12 protein-coding genes and 1 tRNA gene are annotated in these 21,926 nt (G+C 67.1%); 4 read left to right on the forward strand and 9 right to left on the reverse strand.

Features of this window, described 5'->3' with window-relative positions:
* Positions 1 to 13 precede the first annotated feature (13 nt).
* The gene (locus ACZ4MH_RS18915) at positions 14 to 1,276 is read right to left on the reverse strand and encodes a serine/threonine-protein kinase (RefSeq protein ID WP_351587902.1); all 1,263 of its coding nucleotides are present in this window, start codon (positions 1,274 to 1,276) and stop codon (positions 14 to 16) included.
* A 98-nt stretch (positions 1,277 to 1,374) separates the two neighbouring features.
* Positions 1,375 to 2,331, reverse strand: coding sequence for a serine/threonine-protein kinase (locus ACZ4MH_RS18920; protein WP_351587905.1), 957 nt, complete (start codon positions 2,329 to 2,331; stop codon positions 1,375 to 1,377).
* A gap of 123 nt (positions 2,332 to 2,454) precedes the next feature.
* On the opposite strand from ACZ4MH_RS18920, the gene ACZ4MH_RS18925 reads away from it, so the two are divergent.
* From ACZ4MH_RS18925 to ACZ4MH_RS18940, 4 genes are all read left to right on the forward strand, one after another.
* The gene (locus ACZ4MH_RS18925) at positions 2,455 to 4,440 is read left to right on the forward strand and encodes an N-6 DNA methylase (RefSeq protein ID WP_351587908.1); all 1,986 of its coding nucleotides are present in this window, start codon (positions 2,455 to 2,457) and stop codon (positions 4,438 to 4,440) included.
* Positions 4,441 to 4,947: 507 nt separating this feature from the next.
* Positions 4,948 to 5,205, forward strand: coding sequence for a hypothetical protein (locus ACZ4MH_RS18930; protein WP_351587965.1), 258 nt, complete (start codon positions 4,948 to 4,950; stop codon positions 5,203 to 5,205).
* Positions 5,174 to 5,503: a DUF2397 family protein gene (locus ACZ4MH_RS18935; protein ID WP_351587911.1), complete on the forward strand. Its 330-nt coding sequence runs from the start codon at positions 5,174 to 5,176 to the stop codon at positions 5,501 to 5,503. The genes ACZ4MH_RS18930 and ACZ4MH_RS18935 overlap by 32 nt, the downstream gene beginning before the upstream one ends.
* A gap of 159 nt (positions 5,504 to 5,662) precedes the next feature.
* Entirely contained in the window at positions 5,663 to 6,085 is a 423-nt protein-coding gene (locus tag ACZ4MH_RS18940; RefSeq protein WP_351587914.1) for a DUF2397 family protein, read from the forward strand.
* Here ACZ4MH_RS18940 and ACZ4MH_RS18945 read toward each other — a convergent pair.
* From ACZ4MH_RS18945 to ACZ4MH_RS18975, 7 genes are all read right to left on the reverse strand, one after another.
* On the reverse strand, positions 6,055 to 6,519 hold the full coding sequence (locus ACZ4MH_RS18945) for a hypothetical protein (protein ID WP_351587917.1): 465 nt from the start codon (positions 6,517 to 6,519) through the stop codon (positions 6,055 to 6,057). The genes ACZ4MH_RS18940 and ACZ4MH_RS18945 overlap by 31 nt on opposite strands.
* Complete coding sequence (locus ACZ4MH_RS18950) at positions 6,516 to 13,058, reverse strand: RHS repeat-associated core domain-containing protein (protein WP_351587920.1); 6,543 nt, start codon at positions 13,056 to 13,058, stop codon at positions 6,516 to 6,518. The genes ACZ4MH_RS18945 and ACZ4MH_RS18950 overlap by 4 nt, the downstream gene beginning before the upstream one ends.
* 106 nt (positions 13,059 to 13,164) lie before the next feature.
* Entirely contained in the window at positions 13,165 to 16,776 is a 3,612-nt protein-coding gene (locus ACZ4MH_RS18955) for a LamG-like jellyroll fold domain-containing protein (protein WP_467754606.1), read from the reverse strand.
* A 911-nt stretch (positions 16,777 to 17,687) separates the two neighbouring features.
* Positions 17,688 to 17,772 (reverse strand) — tRNA-Leu (locus ACZ4MH_RS18960).
* A gap of 218 nt (positions 17,773 to 17,990) precedes the next feature.
* Entirely contained in the window at positions 17,991 to 19,682 is a 1,692-nt protein-coding gene (locus ACZ4MH_RS18965; protein ID WP_351587927.1) for an aldehyde dehydrogenase family protein, read from the reverse strand.
* Positions 19,679 to 20,566 (reverse strand): succinate--CoA ligase subunit alpha, encoded by an 888-nt coding sequence (gene sucD, locus ACZ4MH_RS18970; protein ID WP_351587930.1) that lies wholly within the window; start codon positions 20,564 to 20,566, stop codon positions 19,679 to 19,681. Before sucD ends, ACZ4MH_RS18965 begins: the two co-directional genes overlap by 4 nt.
* A gap of 94 nt (positions 20,567 to 20,660) precedes the next feature.
* Complete coding sequence (locus ACZ4MH_RS18975) at positions 20,661 to 21,884, reverse strand: ATP-grasp domain-containing protein (RefSeq protein WP_351587933.1); 1,224 nt, start codon at positions 21,882 to 21,884, stop codon at positions 20,661 to 20,663.
* Positions 21,885 to 21,926 lie beyond the last annotated feature (42 nt).

Consider the following 21,926-nt stretch of genomic DNA (forward strand, 5'->3'; position numbering starts at 1 on the left):
AGTTGTCGCTGAGTCAGGTAATGCGGCGCAGCCGATCCAGCAGAGAGCGACTGCGTCCCTGTCGCGCGTCACTCGCCGGCAGGTCACTTTCCTCGTCGTCTGCCAGGCGCCTCAACAGCTCCGCAGCCGAGTGACGCTGTCCCGTACGGACCAGCAGGACGGCGATCTCGTACCGGGTGTCCAGCAGTGCGGGATCGCCCGGCTCGAGCACGCTCCGCTGTTCGGCCAGCACCGACTTCAGCCCTTCCAGCGCCTCGCGGGTGTGACCGAGCGCGCCCGTACACAGGGCCATGCCCACGCGTGCGGCGAGGGAATCGACACGACCGAGGCCGGGATCGGCAAGGAGGTTCTCGTACTCCTGCATGGCTTGGGCGGGGCGGCCGGACTGCCTCAGGCCGGCGATCTCCGCCAGTCGCGGGTGCGTCGACGCCGCCGAGGCAGCCGGTACTTGCGTGGGGCACCAGGCTGCGAGCAAGGCGGCGACCTCAGCCGCTGTGGCGGGCCTGTCCTCGGGGGCCTTCTCCAGCATTCCCGCCACAAGGTCCCGCAGGCCGCTCGGGACATCGGAACGACGGTCGGCGAGCGGAGGCACGGGCTCGTGCGCGTGCTGGTGGTACAGCATGAATGGGCTGCCGTCGGTGAACGGCGGGGCTCCGGTGAGCAACTCGTAGAGGACACAACCGAGCGAGTAGAGGTCACTGGCAGGCACAGTTCTGCCGACAGCCTGTTCGGGCGCCATGTACACGACCGTGCCGGGAGTGGCGTTGGCAGCGGTGAAACGCGTCTCGCCGGGTCGCGGTTCGAGAGCCGCCGCGACACCGAAGTCGAGGACCTTGATGCCGCCGTCCGGAGTGACCATTACGTTGGACGGCTTGAGGTCCCGGTGCACGATGCTCTGGCTGTGCGCGTAGGCGAGCACGTCGGCGACGCTCCGTGCGACCTCTGCGGCGCGCTCGATCGGGAGCGGGCCGTCACCGGCTAATACGGCATCGAGGGCACGGCCCGGTACGAGGTCCATGACGAGGTACAGCTCACCCTCGTGACTGCCGTGATCATGGACGACGGGGATACCCGGATGCTTCAGGCGGCTGGTGAGCCGTGCCTCCCTCAAGAACCGGCGTTCCAGCGTGGTCGGCTCGGCACCGTGTCCCCTGGATGCCAGCAGCTTGACGGCCACCTCCCGCCCGAGCCGGCGGTCGAACGCCGCCCAGACGACGCCCATGCCGCCCCGGCCCAGCTCATGCGTGAACTCGTATCGTCCAAGGCTTCGCCGCATTGCGCCCGTCCCCAGTTCCGGCGCCTCGGCGCCCGTTCACCGCCGTGCGGCCGGAAGCGGCGCAGCGCGTCCGGCCGACGCGATCATCCTCTCACTGTTCACAGGAGTCTCGGCCCTTGCGGCACGACGAAGGGCCTGCGGGGATCTTCGGGCAGGCTCCGCCGAGTGGCCAGATGAGGGGCCGGCTCCGGGAGGTAGGGCGCGAGGGCGACGTAGACCTCGGCTGCGGAGGAGGGCCGGTCGTCCGGGCGCTTGGCGAGCAGCGCCGTCACCAGTTCCTGAAGCGCTGCGGGAACGCGCACGCCCGCATCGGAGATCCGGGGTGGACGTGAGCTCAGGTGGTGGGAGACCAGGAGCGCCGGCTGATCGGTGGCGAAGGGCACGCTACCGGTGAGCATGTGGTGGAGCAGACAGCCGACGGCGTAGAGATCGCTACGACCGTCGAGCGGTTCTCGGCCGGAGAGCAGTTCGGGTGACGCACAGAGGATGTTGCCGATACTTTCCCCGGTCATCGTCAGGCGCGGGTCGGCGTCACTCAACAGTTTCACCAGCCCGAAGTCCAGGATCTTCACGACGCCGTCCCGCCGGACCATGACGTTCTGCGTCTTGAGGTCGCGGTGCACAAGGTCCGCGGCGTGCGCTGCGGACAACCCTCCGCACAGTTGTGCGGCGACGGCGGCCGCCGAGGTCACGTCGAACCGTCCGTCATCCTGCTGGTCGAAGAGAAACTCCAGCGTGGTGCCCTCGATCAGCTCCATGATCAGGCAACAAGTGTCATCCGTGATGGACGCATCGAAGACTGTGGTGATGTTGGGATGATCCAGACGCGCCGCGGCCTGCGCCTCTCGCTCGAACCGGGCGAGCGCCTCGTCACGGCTCCGCGGGACAGCCAGCAGCTCTGCGGCAATTGTCTTCACCGCGACGGGCCGCTCCAGATTCTGGTCGCATCCCTGCCACACCTGCCCCATTACACCCTTGCCGAGTACCGACCTCAGTCGGTATCGGCCGCCCAGCACCGTTCCAGCCTTTGTGCCGAGACTTTTCCCGTCCTTCACACTTCCCTCACAGCCTGGCGATACTTTCTCTGTGAACAGAGTCAATGAGCGTAGTAGCCTTCCCGCCGATACGGTGGCTGGGTTGCCGACCAGTCCAGCCGGCCAAGCATCTCGGAGACTTCGATGAGTACCCCCAACGCTGCGCCCGTCAGCTTGGCAGAAATCGCCCGGATCGCAGGCGTGGGCCGTGCGGCGGTCAGCAATTGGCGCCGCCGTCACGACTCGTTCCCCACCCGCATCGGTGGCACTGACGTCAGCCCACAGTTTTCGTTGGCCGAGGTCGAACAGTGGCTCAGGGACAACGGAAAACTCAAGGATGTGGGTGGCCGCGAATTCCTGTGGCCACGATTCGAGGCACTGGGCAGCCGGGACGAGTCGGGCCTGGCCATCGCCGAGGCCGCCCGCCGCATGCGGTCCCCCAGGTCCCGGAGTTCGGTCTTCGACCTCTCATCCGAAGCCGAGGAGCTGGTGCGCGAAGCGGCACGTCTCGGGCGCAGCGAAGGGCCTCGGGAAACCTTCGAGTTCCTTCTCCAGCGCTGGCTGGAGACGCACGTGCGACAGCTCAGCACCACGCCACCGCAGTTGGCCACATTGATGACCCGGATTGCTCTCGCCGTCCGGCTCGGCGAAAACGAGGGCGCACTGACGGTCTTCGACCCCGCCTGCGGCACAGGACATCTGATGGCGGCAGCTGCCCAGGAGCACGACAAGTCGGACCTGGCACTGCTCGGCTGCGAACGAGATCCGGCTCTTACCGCTCTCGCCGCTGCCCGACTCGAGTTCCTCACGGAGGGGCGTGGCGTCCGTACGGCGATCACCACAGCTGACGCATTGCGCGAGGACCCTTTTCCCGGGGTGCGCACTGACATTGCGCTCTGCAACCCGCCCTTCAACGAACGCGACTGGGGTTACGAGGAACTCGCCACCGACCAACGCTGGACGCACGGACTGCCACCGAGGACGGAACCGGAACTGGCATGGGTGCAGCACCTGCTCGCCCACCTCAGTCCTGGTGGCACCGCCGTCGTCGTCCTTCCACCCGCCGTCGCCTCACGAAAGGCCGGCCGGCGCATCCGGGCCTCGCTCCTGCGCACCGGCGCGCTGCGGGCGATCGTCGCCCTACCACCGGGCAGCGCACAGCCGCACAGCGTGTCGCTGCAGTTGTGGGTTCTGCGGGCCGCCGTGAGCAGCGTCACCTCGCCTCCCACGCAGGATGCAGTGTTCGTGGACGCCACCCGGTTCGCGAGGCCCGGCACACGGGAGCCGGGCCCCGACTGGCACGCTCTCGACTCCTTCGTCCTGTCCGCTATGCATGTCCTCGACAGCCCGGACGAGGAACTGCCGGAGGGCGCCGCGCGGGTCCCGTTGCTCGACCTGCTGGACGACGAGGTGGATGTCACGCCGGGACGCTACACCGCTCCCAACACAGAGCCCTCCAGCGTCGAAATCGCCGCGTCGTGCGCCGAACTGTCCTCAACTCTGAATACTCTGAAAGGGCACCTGAAGCATCTGTCGAAGCTCGCCTTCGAGGACGATGAGCCCCACACCACGGCGAGTGTGGGTGACCTCATCAAGGCCGGAGTCCTGACCTTGCGATCCGGACAGCAACCGCCGGATGCCGCGGAAACGACTCGCGATGATCACGCAGTGCCGCTCCTCACCGTTTCCGACCTACTGATGGACGGCACTCCCACTCGGGTGGTTGCCCCCGATGCGGCACCCACCATTGCAGAGGAAGGCGACGTCGTGGTCGCGGGAGTGATCCGGGCTTTCCAGGCATGGGTGCACGAAGGCCCGCCGATGGCCCTGGGACCCCAGCTCTATGCCCTGCGCGTGGACCCGGAGAAACTGCACGCCCACTTCCTCGCCGGCTGTCTGCGCGCGCCCGCCAACGGACGCCAGGCAGGCAGCCATGCCTCCAGTTCTTCCCGGGTCGACATCCGGCGCCTTCAGGTACTGCAACTTCCTCTGGAGGAACAGGCGTCATATGCCGAAACCTTCCGCCGCCTCCTGACCTTCGAGACACTAATGGCCCAGGTAGCCCACACGGGGCAAGGTTTGGTGAGCGGGATCAGCGATCGACTGGCGACCGGAGGACTGATCCCCTGATCCGCTGCGGGTAGCGGCTACGGCTACGGTTCGACGCCGAGTGACTCAGCCTCTATGAGCCAATACTGGCCCCCACGGCATCACACTGTGGCTGCGGATGGAGCACCGGGAGAAGACGGCCCCTCAGAATCTGGTCTTTGCAGGAAGCACCGGCATCGGTGCAGAGCCTTCCCGCCGCGGCGCTCCGCACATGGTTCTTGTCCACGTACGGTGCGGCGCTTTTCTGCAGGCTTCCGCAGAGGCATCTCCACGAATGGCCGACCGTCTCGATTCAGCCATTTCATACATTTCCGTGTCCGAGACTCTCCAAGAAGGCCCTCGGTCTATGCCCGATGCGCCATCAGCCAGCCAATCAAGCGACCGTTGTCAGTGGGGCTGCGTAGCCTCGCTGTTACGGACGAACCAGGTGAGTCCCTGCCAGCGGGAAGCAACGATGAAAGGGCGTGGCAGCGGCTGAGCGCGTACGCATATTTCAGCGCGCCTGAGCGACTGGAGTATGTCGCGATCATGCGGGCGTTCTGCCGCACCCTGCTGGCGGGCCTGGCGGTGCTGGATGCGTTGGCGAAACTGGACGACTCCAGCGGACTGCCGTCCTCGCTCGATGCAGAGACGCTCACGTCCCGGCCGGAGCAGCTGGTGCGTTGGGGCAATCTGTCGCGCAGCAGCCACACGGTGAAGGCGTTCGAGCATCACCGAGTACCAGCGGTCCAGGTCCCGCTATCAGTTGTCCAAATTGGGCGAGCGGATCCAGTGGGACGCGGATGAGGTTCTGGCCGGGGCGGATGCGGTACGAGAGGTGAGCAGTGAGCTACTGGCGCTGGTCGAGCGTGGACTGCGGGAGCTGGCCGAGAAGCCCGGCGGTGTCGCGCCACAGGACGCGCTGGAGCGCATCAGCACGCTATTCGTGCAGTTCACCGAGTTCGCGGATTCTGTGCGGGACTTCTACGCGTACCTTGGACAGGTTCTGGCGCGGTACGACCTGGACGGCGCCGAGTACCAGGAGTTCAAAGAGCTACTGCTCGACTACGTTCAGGCGATTGGCTTTCCGCGCGCCTCGGATTAGATCGGCCCTGGAGAGGTAGTGGCCATGGCTGCCTGGTGTGCTAGAAGCAATCGATAGCCACACCGGCGGTCCTATGGGGGCACCGGCAGGCAGCCTGTCCGAGACCCGGGTGCAGCGGACAAGGAAGCCAGGTCGATCAGCTGCGCGACGCCACGCTGCGTGCTCTGCAGTCGCTGCTCGCCAACGCCAAATGGATGCTGCCCTCTGCCTCCGGCGAAATGTCGCGTCGCCCAGGATCTGCTGCGCGTCGCTCGGTGGTTCGACGAGGCGACGCCCGATGACGCACACGACACCGCCGTCGCCGCAATCGGGCTGCACGGTGCGCGACATCTGGGCGTTCCGCCGAGTACAGACGAGGTGGTGCCGGCGTACCCGAGCTGGTGGACGGGGCCCGTGGTAGAAGTACCGGTGGCATTGCGTGAGCGGGGCAGCCGCGCCCAGCGGGGCCGGGCGTCAGCGGACCTCTCGCGGATCGTCCGCGTCCGGTCCCTCACTGCGGAGAGCCGGACACGGACTATTCCTCGTGAGCGCGCCGGCGGAGCGCTTGCCCCTTACCTGCCCCGCACTCGCCGGATCTCGTAGCCGTAATTGCGGTCCGGATTCACATCGAAGTACATCTGCGGACTATCGCCGGCCTGCTGGACTTCGAGCAGTGCCACTTCCGTGTCGGCGAATGAGCCCGCGGCGTCGAAGTGCAGAGTGATGGACCCGGTCCGGTGATCACCGTCCCTCATGTCCCACGTCCCCCTCCCGGAGAGCTTTCCCTTCCCGGACGGAAGATCCATGGAACCGTCGTCGACTGCGCTGCGGGGGACGCTCGTCACCTCGAAGGTCCCCTCCTTGTGGAACTCGACCCGAGCCCCGCCGTCACCCTTCCAAGTACCGACAATCTGCGCGGAGTCGAGCGTTGCGTCACTGGTCTGGCAGCTGGCCAGCGCAAAGAGTCCGAGGACGACCAGCACCGGTACCGCCATACTCGCCAGGCAGCCACCCAGGAGTGCTATAGCAATCTTCACTTGTAGATCGTCTCCTGCCAACGGACGTCGACCCGGAAGCCAGCGGTGAACCCACCCGTATATTTGGGGGCGCCGTTGAAAACTTCTTGCCATGCGGCATGGCCCGGCGCGAAGGACTCGTTATTAATGTCGGTCCAGGCATGATAATCGACCACAAGTGTGTTGCCCTTGCTCTTCTTGATCGTGTACTTCAGCGCATACGAACCAAGGACGCCCTGCGCCTCACGATCTTCCTTTCCGGTCGCCAGTCCGCCGAAGTCGGAGGCGTACACGTTGGCCATCTGCGCCACGTTCAGGTCTCTTCCGTCCTGGTTCTTGGTCACGCTGTAATCCGCACGGTCCTCTTTGGTCCCCAAGTCGACAAACTGAGTGACGACCTTAGTGCGCGCGTCAGCCATGCTCGTGCTCTTGATCAGCGACTGGGTGAGTTCATCGTCCCCGTCGAACGACTGATTGGCGGTCGTGGTCTTTCCCGCCGGCGCCCCCCACAGCCAGCGGAACGCCAGCGACCAGGGCCCACCTTCCTTGACCTTCCCGTCACCTCCGAAGTCGCCATTGGCCAGCTTGCCGGACGGCGTCCTGTTCACGGCCTGCATGTCGAGGAGCATCTTCACAAGGTCCCGAGTCTTGGGGTCGCTGTACATGACCGTCAGCGGATCAGGCCCCTTGAGCAGCGGCGGCGGCTTGGGCAACGGCAAAGAGGGCGTTCCCGTCCAGCCGTTGCTCGTGGTGGGTGCGCTGCCCAGCCATGGGAAGCCACCACCGCCACTGCCACCACCGCTTGCGCCGCTGGAAGAAAATGGCGGCGCCACAACGATGTCCGAGATGATCACGTCGAGCCCGCAGGCCGATCCAGTGCAGGAGATCGACCCCTGACCAGTGGGGTCAGAGAGAGAAACGGGATTGTTCTCGGCGTACCCATAACCGTTAAGAGACTGATGTTTCGCCGTTTCGAGGAGGGGGTCAACGCTGAGGAACCGACCCAGTTCAGCATCGTACTCCCGTGCCCCTATGTGCGTCAGGCCCGTTCCCGTGTCGTGCGTCTTGCCCAGGAAACCTCGGTCATCGACCCAGTCCCCGATGGACCCCTTGGTTCGCACGGCTCCGAAGACCGTTGTGTAGCGCTTCACGACCGCTTTGGAATCGGACGCGACAGCCAGGCTGGACGTGCCGTGATGGTCACCGGCCAAGTAGTAGAGCTTGTTGCTACCGGACTGGTTGGTCCGCAGCGCCACGGTCAGTTCCTCCGTGCCGTAGTACCGCTGCGCCCATGTCTTGCCGTCCTTCTTCAGGTGCAACTCCGTCGAGCCGGCGTACAGGACCCGCTCGCCATCCGTGTCGCTGCGGATGAGCAGGTTGCCGTCAGCGTCGTATACGTAGCCGGTCGATGCGGAACCCTCGGTGACCTTCGCGAGCTTTCCCTCGTCGGACCAGCCGAGCTCCTGAGCGCCGTCCTTGCCCGGACGCTTGGTGGTGTTGCCGGCTTCGTCATAGCCGTAGCTCTTGTCGGGTGCGTCGCAGTCTCCCTTGACGCTCGTCCCAGTCAGTGTGTGTTTCTGGGAACCGATGTAGCAGTACGTCGTCTTTGCGTCACCGCTGGCGGTGTGCTTCGTCTCAGTGGTGCGCTGCCCGGCGTCGTTGTAGGTGTAGCTGTCCCAGTACGGGGCCGGCCCGGTGAGGTTGTCGGCGTTCGGTGCGTCGGAGCACTTCTGTGAAGCCGGCGTCCAGGCGTCGGTCAGGCGCCGGTGCCCGTCGTAGGCAAAACACTGGGTCTCGGCCTTGCCGGTGCCGCCGAGCGTGGCCGAGTCGGCGACCGAGGTGACGTTGCCCGACTCGTCCAGCGTGTAGTGCAGGTCCTGCAGCGTGTAGGGGTGGGTCTGGTCGGTGACGCGGCTGTCCGTCAGCCGTCCTGTGCCTTCCTCGTAGGTCTGGGTGATGTAGGTCTTCCGGTGGTCCTCGGTGTTGGCGGCGCCCAGAACCAGTTGTTGTGGCTGACCCAGCGCTGAGTAGTCGGTGTCCAGCAGGTAGCCGGTGGTTCCGCTGATGGACTTCACCTGGCCGAGGCCGGTGTAGTCCCGCTCGACCGTCTCCGACGGCAGGCCGCCCAGGGCAGGTTCCGTCGTGTTCTTCAGCGTGCCGTTGATGTTGTAATAGCTGGAGAACTTGAGGGTGGCGGATGCGCCGGCCTTGACCAGGGGGTCGTCCTCGGGAAGACGGAGCTCGGTCTCGACGGCCCGGTCGATGCTGTCGTACGAGGTTACCGCCCTGGTGTACGCCTTGCCGCCGGCACCGCCGACATAGCGCGTCGAGGTACTCGGCTTACCCTTGGCGACGGTGTCATAGGTGTGCGCGGTGAGCCGCTTGTCGTCGGTCTTCTCCCCCGCCCAAGTGCCGGTGATCCGGCCGATCTCGTCGTACTCCGTGAGGATCGACTTTCCGCGTGCGTCGGTGGTTCTGATCACCTGGTCGAGCGTGTTGTATGCGGTGCTCGCCTTACCCTTGTCCGGGTCGTCGACGGAGATGCGACGGCCGAACAGGTCGTAGCCGTAACCCCACTTCGCGTCGTCCGGCCCGGTGATCCCGGTTTCCTGGCCGTCCAGCCCGTAGCGCGTCTTCACGGAGGAGTAGGCGGTGCCGTCCGTGTCGCCGAACTGCTTGTCCGCCGGGCTGGTCCCGGCGTACTCACGGGTCTCAACCGCACGCCCACGCGCATCGGTGATGGTGCGTTGTGCAGAGCCTCCCTTGAGCGCTGTCGTGGCGGTGGAGTCACCGGTGTACTTCGTGGTGGTGGACCAGCGTTCCTTGCCGAAGAAGAACACCCTGCGGCTCGTCTCGCGGCCCGCCCCGTCGGTCACGATCGCGGTCTGCGTCGGCGACTCCCCGTATTCGGCCCGGGTGTACGTGCCGGTGGGCGAGCTGGTGTTGTCGAAGATGTCGGCGTACGTCTCGTACACCAGACCTCGCGAGTCGTAGCGGGTATCGGTCAGGATTCGGCCGCCCTGAGGGGTGGGCGACTGGGTCTGCAACGGGCGCAGCAGCGCGTCGTAGAGCTCGTAACGCGTGTTGTAGGTCTTGCCGTCGGACTTCAGGGTCGAGGTCGACACCCACGAAGGAGTCGTGGTGTTGAGCTGGTAGGCGAAGGTGCTGCTCGCGGGCTGGCCCGCGGCCTTGCTCCGGTTCGGCAGCCACACGCTGGTCAGACGTCCGAGTGCGTCGTAGGCGAGCTCGGTCTTCTTCGCGTTCGGGTCATAGGTGCGCAGCTCCAGGCCGCGCCGCGGGTCGATGACGGTGGTCGTCTTGTGCTGCTTCGCATTGCTCCTGGCCACCTGTGTCAGCGGCCCCGAGTCGGCTGGGGTGTACGCAGTCGTCGTAGCCTTCCCCGCGGCGTCCGCTTCGCTGACCGGGCGGCCGAGCGTGTCGTACTCCGTTGTGCTCACCGTCTGCCAACCGGTCGGCAGACGATCACCCGTAGCTCCGGCCGTGGCCGCGTAGCCTGTCGCCCGCCCCGTCCAGGTCGCTTCTCCCCTTGTCGGCTTCTGCCCGGCCGTCCACTCGGTGGCCTTCGGGTCGTCGTACACCGTGGCCGTGTCGGAGAGCACGTCCCCACGCGAAGCGGAGGAAGACGGCAGTGACAGGTCGCTGTCGGCGACGGAACAGGATTTGCCGACAGTACGCACGCGACCGACAGGGGTGCTGATGCCGGCGTCGTCGTTGCGTGCGTACCAGGTCCGGGTGCACGTCTCGTCCCCGCCCTTGCCCTCCTCCCCCGAGTCGTCGACGGCAACTGCCATGCCGTAGTCGTCGTAGGTCTGAGCGACGGTGCGGGACCGCCAGGACTTGGCCGCAGTCAGGTAGGCGTACGTCGTTGTTCTGGCGCTGCGGACGTACCGTGCTGCGTCATCGGTGGCATCCGGTACCGACTGCCGTGCGGTCTCCTTGGACCACAGGTCGTTCCTCGTCGCGGTGACCGCTGTGGTCCCGTCGTACACGACCCGCTCGCGCAGCTGTCCGGCGTACTGATCGCTGTCGGCGACGGACGGTATGCCGAGGTCCGGACCGTCCAGCGGGGACACGCTGACGTCGCGGGCGGCATCACCCTTGGTCTTGTCGCCGTCCATGCCCTGCATGTAGAGCGAGACCGTCTTGGATCGGGTGGTGTTGAGCGCACCGGTGTGCACCGTCACCTTCCGATAGCCGCGCCAGCCCGACCAGGTGCGCTCGTCCTTCGGCACGAAGGGGTCGTCATCGTGGTGCCAGGCCGCACCGGCGTACTCATAGGCGTTCTCGACCGCCTCGTTGTGACCGGCGGGGTCAGAGGTGACCACGGCGAGGACGCGGTACTTGTGGAACCAGTCCACCGACGCCTTCTCGGCACCGTTGATGTTCCAGTACTGGGGATAGCAGGGGCGGGTGTTGGTGTCTTCGGCGGCGTCGATGACCTCACTGCGCCGGCACTCCGGCTGGGACAGCGTCACCGTGGTCAGCGCGCCGGTCTCCGAGGTGACCGTGGAGATGCGCGGCCGGGTGAGCGGCAGGATGTCATCAGTGGCGTCCACCCGGTTCGGGCGCATCTGATACGTGAACGAGATGGGGTGCTCGGTGATCGGTGTGCCCGCCTTGGCCGTGCGGGTGACCGATTCCAGCGTCAGCGTCTGGTCGGTGCTGTCACCGATGTCACCGCCGTCGAGGAACTTCTGCTTGAACTGCCAGGAGTCGACCGGCTGGTACTTCTTGTCGGCGGCCGACCAGGAGAAGGTGTCGATCCCGGTCAGGCGCTTGCGCGTGAAGAAAGAGGGCCCGGCCGCGTCACATTCCTTGTCACCATCCGAACACACCGCGTCGTAAGGAACGTCCGGCCAGTTGTGCGCCGTTTCCTTCGTCAGCTCGGAGCAATCCGAAGCTGTGCAGCGCTCCGCGTGGTCGAAGGTGACTTTCGCGTCGGCGTCATCGGTGAACAGGGCATTCTTGCGAAGCCCGTAGTCGATCTCCTTGAGGTAGCCACCGCGGGTGTAGGAGGCGTTGGCCGTCTCCGCCTTGTTCTTCTTGTAGTGGTTCGTTTCCTTGGCGTACCAGTACGTGGCGGCATTGCCCTGGGCGCTCACCACCAGATCCAGATTCCAGCGCCATGCCTGGGTGACTGCCCGGTCTGCGAACACATCACCCTTGGTGTAGCCGGGATCGCCGGAGTCGTCACCGAACACCGGCACCGTCCAGGTGGAGTTGGTGCGCTGGTCGGTGGCGCCGTCGAGCTTGTTGAGACCGAAGACGTACTTCGTCCCGTTGCCGGTGACGACGGTCCAGTACTCGCCGTTGTCGTCGCCGTTGTCCGCGCCCGTCGACCTGGTCACCCGCGACGCGTCGTCGTTCTTCAGCCGCCAGACACCGGCCTGCTCCGTCTTCACCAGCTGGGAAGACTTTCCGTTGAGCACCAGGCGCGCGTTGTCGTACTTCCAGCACCGGTCGAAAACCTCGTCGTGACCGGCGTCATCGCAACTCTCGTAGGAGCGCTCGATGTAGGAATCAGTCAGCCCGAAGCCCTCCCCTACGGGCGTGCCTTGGTTGTTCGTGTTGGATGTGCGGCCATCGGTGCTGCCGGAGTCGTACGACAACGACAGTGTCGGCGTTGGGTCGCCGGCTGCGGGAGGCAGTGGGAAGTCCTGCTTCCAGGTGAAGGATCCCGCGCTGTTGCCGGCTTGCCACGAGGACGCCGCCGAAAGGTCGGTCGCGGTGTAGTCACCCGCCCCAGACGCCGCCTCGCCCCCGCCTGCTGGTGCGGCGGTCAGGGCCAGTACTGTGCCGCCCGCGGCTGCACTACGCGCTCGGGTCGTTGTCTTCTTTTCCGCGAACGTCAACCGGGACGAGACGGACTGGTGTACCAGGTCGTTCTCGGACTTCAGCGGCGCCTGCCGGCGGCAGGCGTCCTTCTCCGGCGTCGTCAGCGCGCATGCGGGGAGCTTGACCAGCCGCAGCCGTCCGGCCCAGCCGCCGCCGATCGCGCTCGCGAAGTCGCTGTAGTCGATGCTCACCTCGGCGCCGCCCGACAGGTTGGCGGCAGTGGTCAGGAGTACGCCGGTGATACCTGCCTTGTTCGCGGCCTTCTGGTCCAGCACCGTGACCTTTGCTTCGGCCCCCGCCGGGGCAGCCGCCGCGTTCTTGGCCTTCATGGTCACCGGCATCCCGCCCGGCGAGGCGGTGCCACCGTCCTTGGCCTTCGTGTCGAGTGCGACGATCGCCTCGCCGGCCTTCGGCCAGGCAGCCGCTCGCTCCGCCGCGGCTCGCTTCGCCTGCCCAACGTTGGCCGTTCTGTCTTCGGCCGCCTTTTTGCGTGCCTTCCCGGCACCAGGGCCGCCGACCTTCTTGACCTCGCTCACCCGCTGGGCGGGCAGGTCTGGGCGGCCCATGCCGCCCGCGTTGGCTTCAGTGGCCGGGAGGCCCCCTAAAGAGATCAGCAGGGACAACGAGACTGCGCCTGTGACGGCGCGACCGTAGCGGCGCCTCCCCGCCTCACGGCATCTTGAGGTGTTGTTGCCAAATACCATGATTTTCCGCCCCACCGTCCGGAAAGAGAAGTCACCAAGTCAGCGCGCGTTTCCGCGCAGGGTCGGTACGGGCGATGGCCTGCCATCGCCCGTACCGTGGCAGACGTCAGTCGCCCACGCTCGTGTCGATCTGCTCCGAGCCGGCCATCGCACCCGCCCACATCCGCACGTCCGTGATGCGGCCAGACAGATAGTGCTTCCAGGCACCGCTCGTGAACCCGCGGCCGACGGAGAATTCCCCCGTACCCGCCAAGGCCGTGAACGCCTGCTCGTCGCCGTTGCGGTTGTGCCCGAGGTAGAGGCTGATCGTGCCGGCCTGGGCGTCGAAGACGCCGGTCAGCCGGGCGGCACTGTCCACCTCTGCTACCTCGTCGGAGACGACGGAGCTGAACGTGCCACCGGCGGTCAACCGTCCGAAGTGCCACTTGCCCACGGGCACGGTTCGCTCCGCACCTGTCTCTTCGTCGAGCACCGTGTCCTTGCCGGTCAGCTCGTACCAGAAACCCCAGGCCGATCCGTCCGCCGTCCGCTGACCGAGCACCTGCCCGGTATAGCCCGCGCTCTTGCCGGCGAGCACGTCACCACCCAGTTCCACAGCGGTCGTCACCGTGAACGATCCCGTGTCATCGACCAGGGGGCCCTCCGCCGCTGCGGCGTCGTCGGTGCCGTCGAGGGCGATAGCCTCGCCGTCGAGGGAGGCTCCGCCCGTCAGCTTCAGGTCCCTGCCGTAGCCGGAGGTCGTGTCCACGAGGGTGGTGCCGGCGGCGCCCGACGGATTCCAGTCCGCAATCAGTTCCGCGCCCGCATACCCCTCGGAGGTCAGCAGGCGAGCCTCATCGGCGATCTCCGCTTCCCCGAGGGCCCGTTGCCAGACGGCGACCTCGTCCACCGATCCGTCGAACGAGTCGACGGCCTCGCCGCCCCACTTCGCCCTGCCGATCTGCAAGGGCCCACTGGCCGGCCAGGGCGTTCCCGTATCGGCCTCGGACTGCAGGACCCCGTTGAGGTACAACCGCACCTTGTTGTTGTCGGCGTCGTAGGTGGCGGCCACATGCGTCCACACACCCGTGGGGCTCGTCTGCTTGCCACGTGCCTTGGCCCACTTGTTACCGGTCGTGGGGTCCTTGGACAGCATGCGTACGCTCCAATCCTTCACCCCGTCGGCGCCGTACGAGAGGTAGAAGGGGCTGTTCTCACCGCCGTCCACACTGAGCAGGGTCATGATTCCGGTCGCTCCAGGGTTGACCCGCGCCCATGCAGAGACCGTGTAGGAAGACTGGGTTTCGAGCACCTGCCCGCTGGTGGCCGCGTACGCTCCGGCCCCGTTCAATGACATGCCCCTGTCCGTGACGGGTTTCTCCAGCGGCACGCCCGACGCGTCGTGCGTGATCAGGCCCCGACGTCCGCGGTCGTCACGCGTCGCGCCGCCCGAGAGCGTGGCGGCATGACGCGTCGACCCGCCCGCCGTCGCCGAGTCGACCGCAGCGCCACTCGCCTCGTCGAAGTGCCACCTGCCGACGGCGCCCTCGCCCGGGTCGACGAGAAAGTCCAGCACACTCAGCGCACCTGCTCTGCCGATGCCATCGGTGGCCCGGACAAACACCCGGTACGTTCCCGACCTGCCCGGTGTGACCGTCACCGTCGGCTTGGCTGCGGGTACCGCCTTGGACCAGGAGGCCGACGTGCTCAGCTTGTAGGCGTAGCTGACGTTGTTCGTGTCACCACTGGCCGGGGCGAACGTCAGGGTCGCCTTCTGCCCCGGACCGCCATGCGGAACACAGTCCTGCGGAGTGCACGGGGTGTACGGAGAGCCGACCGTGATCTTGGGCGCCTTCGGTGCGGTCGGGTCGACCTTGAAGTAGCACCACCCCGTCGTCGAAGCGTTCGAGGGCCCGGACAGATAGCTGCTCCCGTCGTAGTAGGAGCGCACCCAGGCCCGGTACCGGTACAGCGTGTGCTCCCGGAGTGTCGACCACGGCATCGAGAGCTTGGTGCCGTCCCCCACATAGCCAGTCGAGGGCCGCAAATCCCCATTGCCCGCGTCGGCATCCGACCAGCTCGAGTCGCTGTTCTTACGGTCGACGTCGAAATACACCCGCAGCTGAGCGTCCTTCTCGCCCCCCGACGCGGTCTGCGCCGTGGCAGTCAGGGAGGGCGTCGGGTCCGAGACGACGGCCGGATCGGACTCCTCCTTCTCGCAGACCGTTCCCGACCCCGTGACGAGCCCGATGCCCGTCGGCTTGGCCGGCAACCCGACGAACTTCGCCGAGAGCACGGCGTCGTTCTTGAACCGCTTCCACGCGCCCGTGTCCGACTCGTCGTGCGCCCGGATCTCCAGGGTGAGCCGAGAGAACTTGCCCGCCGCGAAGTTCCGCACTGTCGGAGTCAGATTCTCATTGGATTCGTCAGGGTTGTCATTGAACTCGATAGGCGCGTCCGGGGAGTCCGGATCGCACAGTGACCCACGCCCCGCCGACACACTGCGGTCTCCCATCCAGTCCAGCTCTTTGGGGCGCGAGGACCATGTCGTGGAGGAGGAGATGTTGTTTGTACGCACCAGGTCCACCCAGCGCGGATCGCACTGGAAAGCCCATGGCTCCGTGATCCGGAACGTGGCATCCAGCACCTTCTTGCCCTTGAGACTGGCCGGCGAGAACTCGAAGTAGAGGCGCTGCACGTATCCCGGCCCGCAGGAGTAGTTGTGCCAAGTGCCGCACTTCCCCGCGCCCTTGCCGAGACCGTCGTCGCCGTTGCCCCACCCGTAGCTCTCGTAGCCGTCCGAGCGCAGCAGTGTTCGTTCCGACTCGCTCCACGTCACTGTCGGATCGATGTACAGCGGGAATGCGGCCGCATCGGTCTTCGTGAGCATCTCCGCATCAGGCTTGACCGCCAGAGCGTCCTTGGACACCTCGATGTCCATCGTCGTGACGTGGTCGCCGGGCGCCGGCTCCACACCTTGCGCTGCCCCCTCCGCAGTCGGAGCGGCATTACCCGAGCCAGCTGCGCTGAATAAGCCGCCCTTCACCGCCATCTGCCCCGTCTCAGTGGCCGCGCCCGCCGAGTCCCACATCTGCGCGGGTGGCGCCCTGAAGACCGTGTTGCCGTCCCCGTCGGTAGCCGTCAGGTTTCCGCCCGTCCCTTCGCGGACCTTCAGCTCATGCGTGCGCAGCGTGTAATCGATCTGCTTGAGTTCCGGCCTGGCCGCGGCCTCCGGAGACTTGACCACCAGTACGTGCCGGAAGCCCTCGACCGACGCCGTCACTTTGAGGTCGACATCCGGCAGTACCTCCGGGTAGAGAGCGCTGTCTCCCGCAAGCTGCGGCTTCGGCAGCTTCTCCGGCCATCCGAGCTCCAGCGACCGACCCAGGTCCTCGATCTTCACTAGCGCCGTGTCGCCACCGCCGGAAAACGACATCCGCGTCGCCGCTGCCTTGGGCCCGACGGACCCGTCGGCTCGCTGCTCAAGGGTCGGATCCGGCTTTGCCCAGCCTCCGGCGTCCGCAGCCACCCGGACCGGTACCGCCGACTCTTCAAGCGAAAAGGTGTAGCCGTCAGGGTTGGCATAGACCGTCGTGCGCTCCATGCGCTCCCCCGAAACCTCGACCTGCTGCCCGGTCTCCTTCGCCTGGGCAAGCGCCTTCTGCCCCTCCGAAAGTGCAGCGGGCTCCTCAGCCGCCGCAGAGACGGGAACAGGCACCACGAGCAACGCACCAACCATCGCGCCTGCTGCGAGCACACCTGTCCGAGACGCACCCATGCGTCTTCTCTTGCTCATAACGCCCTGATGGCGCCCCCACCCTAACCCCACGCCCCCCACCCCGTATTCACAAGAACCTCACAAGTAACGCACATCAAATAGGCATTGTTCTGCGCGCGTCAAGAGTGATCATTCACGGCGGTCGGTTTTGGCGGACCAACGGCGATGGGCGGCTATCGGCGCTTCGCGGCTGACGACGAACAGGCTGCCGTCGAAGCACTACTCGCCTTCGCTATCGACTCAGGCTCGCCGAGGAAGCTCGAGGTTCTGTCTGCCGGCCGAGAAGTCTGGTGCCGGAGGCACTTGCCTCCTCTCCGGCACCAACTGTCCACCTGACAACCGCTGCGCGTCCGATTCCGGGTAGGTGCTGATCATGCCTGCAGTCGCCCTACCGTATGTCCGTGAGCTCATGAATTCGGGGCAGGCAGAAGGGACGCGGTCCAGTGGGGACTGCGCGAGCGTGAACTGTCACAGCAGCCTTGAGTGGGCTTCGATGGGGGCCATGAGACGAGGCGCAGACCGGCTCGCTCTGAGCGACCAGCCAGGTCATGTGACAGCCTGATGACCCCCACAGGCAGGAGCACCGCGACGTCGCCGGGACGCCATACCGCTTCGACGAGCAGCTAACCCGCACCCGACCGTCGGTGCCCTTCCGGCGAAACCGAAGGGCCACCTCAGGGCCAATTACTCCGATTCCACACCGCACTCGGAGAACCTCCGCTGGTCCTCCGAGTGAACCCGACACACACCCACACGCCACAGTCACGCAAAAACGCAGGTCAGACCATGGAGCCTGAGCATGCTCCAGGCAGGCAAGGAGGCAAGAAAACACGAAAGCCCTGGTCAAACGACCAGGGCTCCATGGGTGAGTGTGTCCGAGGGGGGACTTGAACCCCCACGCCCGATAAAGGGCACTAGCACCTCAAGCTAGCGCGTCTGCCATTCCGCCACCCGGACTAGGTGTCGTCGGCGCGGGGCTTGCCCGCGGCGACATGGACAACAATACCAAGGTTTCGGAGTGGGTTTCACGCGTGTATGCGGGGAGGCATAAGTGGGGGTTATGTGGGGAGCGGTGTGCGGTCGGCGGGTGGTGGTGGAGGGTGTTTGGGCTGGTCACGAGGGGTGGTGGGTGGGGGCACGGATCGTGATGGAGGGGTGGGGCGGTGGAACGGGGGCTAGGTGAGAGGGGTGGGGGGTTGTGGGGGTGTGAGGTGGTAGTGGGGGAAATTTCCTGGGAGGGGGGTTTCTCCGGGTGGGCCTTCGGTTACGGCGCGGATCAGGAGGGGGCCGCCTACGAAGGCGCCGCGCCAGGAGGTGCCGGTGCCGCCGAAGAGTTCCGCGCGGTCGCCTCGGGAGCGGGGGTGGTTGTGGCCGGTCTTGAAGGCGCGGATCTGGGGAGCCAGCCGGGCGTACGTCGCCGGGTCGTCGGTGGAGAGGGTGGCGACGAGGGCGCCGTTGGAGGCGTTCATCGCGGCCAGGAGCTCCGCCTCGGTGTCGACCAGGACGATCGTGTCGACGGGGCCGAAGGGCTCGGCGTGGTGGAGGGGTGAGGACGGGGGCGGCGCGAGGAGGGTGGTCGGGGGGAGGTAGGCGGCGGTGTCCTGGGACGGGAGGAAGCGGCCCTCGGCGAGAGAGCCCTGGTGGAGGGGTACGGCGCCGCGGGCGATGGCCTCGGTGGTGAGGTCGGCGAGCTCCTTGGCCTTGGCCGCGTTGATCAGTGGGCCGTAGTCGAGGGCGGGGAGCGGGTCGGCGGGGTCAGCGACCGCCAGGGGGTGGCCGAAGCGGACGTCCCGTACGGCCGGGAGGTACGCGGCCAGGAAGTCGGCGAAGGCGGAGCGCTGGACGACGAAGCGGGGGTAAGCGGTGCAGCGCTGCTTGGCGTACTCGAAGGTCTTGGAGAGGAGGGGTGTGAGGGCGGGCCAGTCGGTGTAGTTCCACAGGCCCCAGGTGTTGAGGCCCTCCTGTTCCAGGATGTGGCGTTTACCGAGGTCGGCGACGGCCGTGGCGATGCGCGCGCCGGCGTCGCGGCCGCCCACGAAGGAGACGCAGCCGATCTCCGGCGAGCGGACGAGGGCAGGCGACAGCTCGCTGCCGGACCCGCTGACGAGGGAGAGGGGCACACCCTCACGGCGGGCCAGTGCACAAGCCAGGGTGAGGCAGGCCACGCCGCCGTCGGTCGGGGTCTTGCCGATCACGGCATTGCCTGCGAGTGCTTGTACCAGCATGGCGTGAACGAGCACGCTCATCGGGTAGTTCCAGCTGGCGATGTTGCTCACCGGGCCGGGGAGGGGTGACCGGCCGATGATCATGCCGTCGACCTCGTCGACGTACCAGCGGACGCCGTCGATCGCCCGGTCCACGTCCGCCTGGGCGAGTTTCCAGGGCTTGCCGATCTCCCATACGAGGAGGAGCGCGAGCAGCTCCCGGTGAGCGGCGAGGGCGTCGAGGGTGGCGGCGATGCGGGCCTTGCGTTCGGGCAGCGGTACGTGGCGCCAGGCGCGGTGCTGGTCGAGAGCCGCGCGTACGGCCCGGGCCGCGATGTCGGTGGTCAGGCGGGGCGGTCCCGCGATGGGGGTGGCGTTGTCGATGGGACTGGTCACGGGGAGCGGGGTGCCGTCCGCGTGCCAGGTAGCCGACCAGAGGTTCAGTACGCGGTCGTCGTGGAATCCCTCGGGGGCCGCGGCCAGGCATCGCGCCCAGACGTCGGGCCAGGCTGTGCCCGGTTTGAGGGAGAGGGGGGCGGAGAAGAGGGTGGGGGACGTGGAGGACGCGGGGGTTCGGTGTGCCGGTACCCGCGTCGGTTTCCCTGCCGGAGTCGGTCCCGGAGTCGGTGTCGGATGCGGTCCTGGAGTCGGTGTCGGTGTCATCGCAGGGCCTCCCACTGTTCGCGTACCAGGCGTGCCGTTTCGGTGGGTGTGGTGCCGACGCGTACGCCCGCCGCTTCCAGTGCGCGGCGCTTGCCCGCTGCCGTACCGGAGGAGCCGGAGACGATCGCGCCCGCGTGGCCCATCGTGCGGCCCTCGGGGGCGGTGAAGCCCGCGATGTAGGCGACGACGGGTTTGGTGACGTGGGCGGCGATGAAGTCGGCCGCGCGTTCCTCCGCGTCGCCGCCGATCTCGCCGATGAGGACGATCAGCTCGGTGTCGGGATCGGCTTCGAAGGCGGTGAGGCAGTCGATGTGGCTGGTGCCGATGACCGGATCGCCACCGATGCCGACGCAGGTCGAGAAGCCGGTGCCGCGGAGTTCGTGCATGAGCTGGTACGTGAGGGTGCCCGACTTGGACACCAGGCCGATGGGGCCGGGCTGCGGGGCGATGTCGGCGGGGATGATGCCCGCGTTGGACTGGCCGGGGGTGATCAGGCCGGGGCAGTTCGGGCCGATGACACGGGTGCCGCGGCGGCGGGCATGGTGCTGGAAGGCGACCGCGTCGTGTACGGGGATGCCCTCGGTGATGAGTACGGCCAGGCCGATGCCCGCGTCGGCGGCCTCGGTGACGGCCGCCTTGGCGAACGCCGGCGGCACGAAGATCACGGACACGTCCGCGCCCGTACGGTCGACTGCTTCGCGCACGGTCCCGAAAACGGGCACGGCCCGGTCGTCCAGCTCGACCACGCGGCCCGCCTTGCGCGGGTTCACCCCGCCGACGATCTCGGTGCCGGCGGCGGACATGCGGCGGGTGTGCTTCATGCCTTCCGCGCCGGTCATGCCCTGGACGATGACCTTGCTGTCCTTGGTGAGGAAGATTGCCATGAGTACGCGCCTCCTTGGGGGCGTCAGTACGGGGGCGTTAGTACGGGGGCGACGGTACGAGGGCGTCAGTACGCCGCATTCCGCAGGCGGGGCCTCAGCCCCCAACGCCCCCCGCCAGCTCCGCCGCCCGTTCCGCCGCGGCGTCCATCGTGTCCGCGCGGTGCAGGAGCGGATGGGGGTACTCGTCCAGTACCGCTCGGCCGCGTTCGGCGTTGTTGCCGTCGAGGCGTACGACCAGGGGTTTGGTCAGGCGTACGCGTTCCAGGGCCGCGACGATGCCGTGCGCGACCGCGTCGCAGGCGGTGATGCCGCCGAAGACGTTCACCAGGACCGAGCGCACGGCCGGGTCGGCCAGTACGACGGTTAATCCATCCGTCATGACCTGGGCCGATGCGCCGCCGCCGATGTCGAGGAAGTTCGCCGGGCGCGCGCCGCAGCCGGCGACCACGTCGAGTGTGGACATCACCAGTCCGGCGCCGTTGCCGATGACGCCGACCTCGCCGTCGAGCTTGACGTAGTTCAGGCCCTTGGCGGCAGCCGAGCGTTCGAGCGCGTCCGTCGAAGACTCCCCGGCTGCCCCGAGCGCGGCTGCCCCGAGCGCGACGCCCTCGGGATGCCCTTCCCTGTACTCCTCCCCGTACTCCTCCCCGCGCCCCTCCCCCATGCCCCAACGTGCCTGCCGGTAGCGCGCGTTGTCGTCCAGTGTTACCTTGCCGTCCAGGGCCATGATCAGCCCGTCGGCCGTCCGCACCAGCGGATTGACCTCGACGAGGAGGGCGTCCTCGGCGACCATGACCTGCCACAGGGCGCGCAGGGTCGGTACGACGTCGGGCGGCAGGTGTACCGCATCCGCGATCCGGCGGGCGAGCGCCTCCGTCACACCCTCCCCCGGGTCGATGGGTATGCGGGCCACCGCGTCCGGGCGTGCGGCGGCGACGTCCTCGATCTCCATGCCACCCTCGGCGGACGCGATGGCCAGGAACGTTCCGCCGGCCCGGTCGAGGACGTACGAGATGTAGAACTCCGAGGCCACATCCACCGGTTGGGCCAGCATTACCGCCCGTGCCACATGCCCCTTGATGTTCATTCCGAGGATCTGGCGCGCCGTCAGCTCGGCGGCGGCCGGGTCCGCGGCCATCTTCACGCCGCCCGCCTTGCCCCGGCCGCCCGTCCTGACCTGGGCCTTGACGACCACTCGGCCGCCGAGGCGGGCGGCGGCAGCGCGGGCCTCGGGGGCGCTGCGGGCCACCTCGGCCGGGGGCACCAACACGCCGTAGGAGTCGAAGAGTTCTCGTGCTTGGTGTTCGAACAGGTCCATGCCCGCTCCTTGTGTCGATCGAAGGATCGATCTCTGCACGCC

The sequence above is a fragment of the Streptomyces sp. NPDC026301 genome (assembly GCF_055567935.1).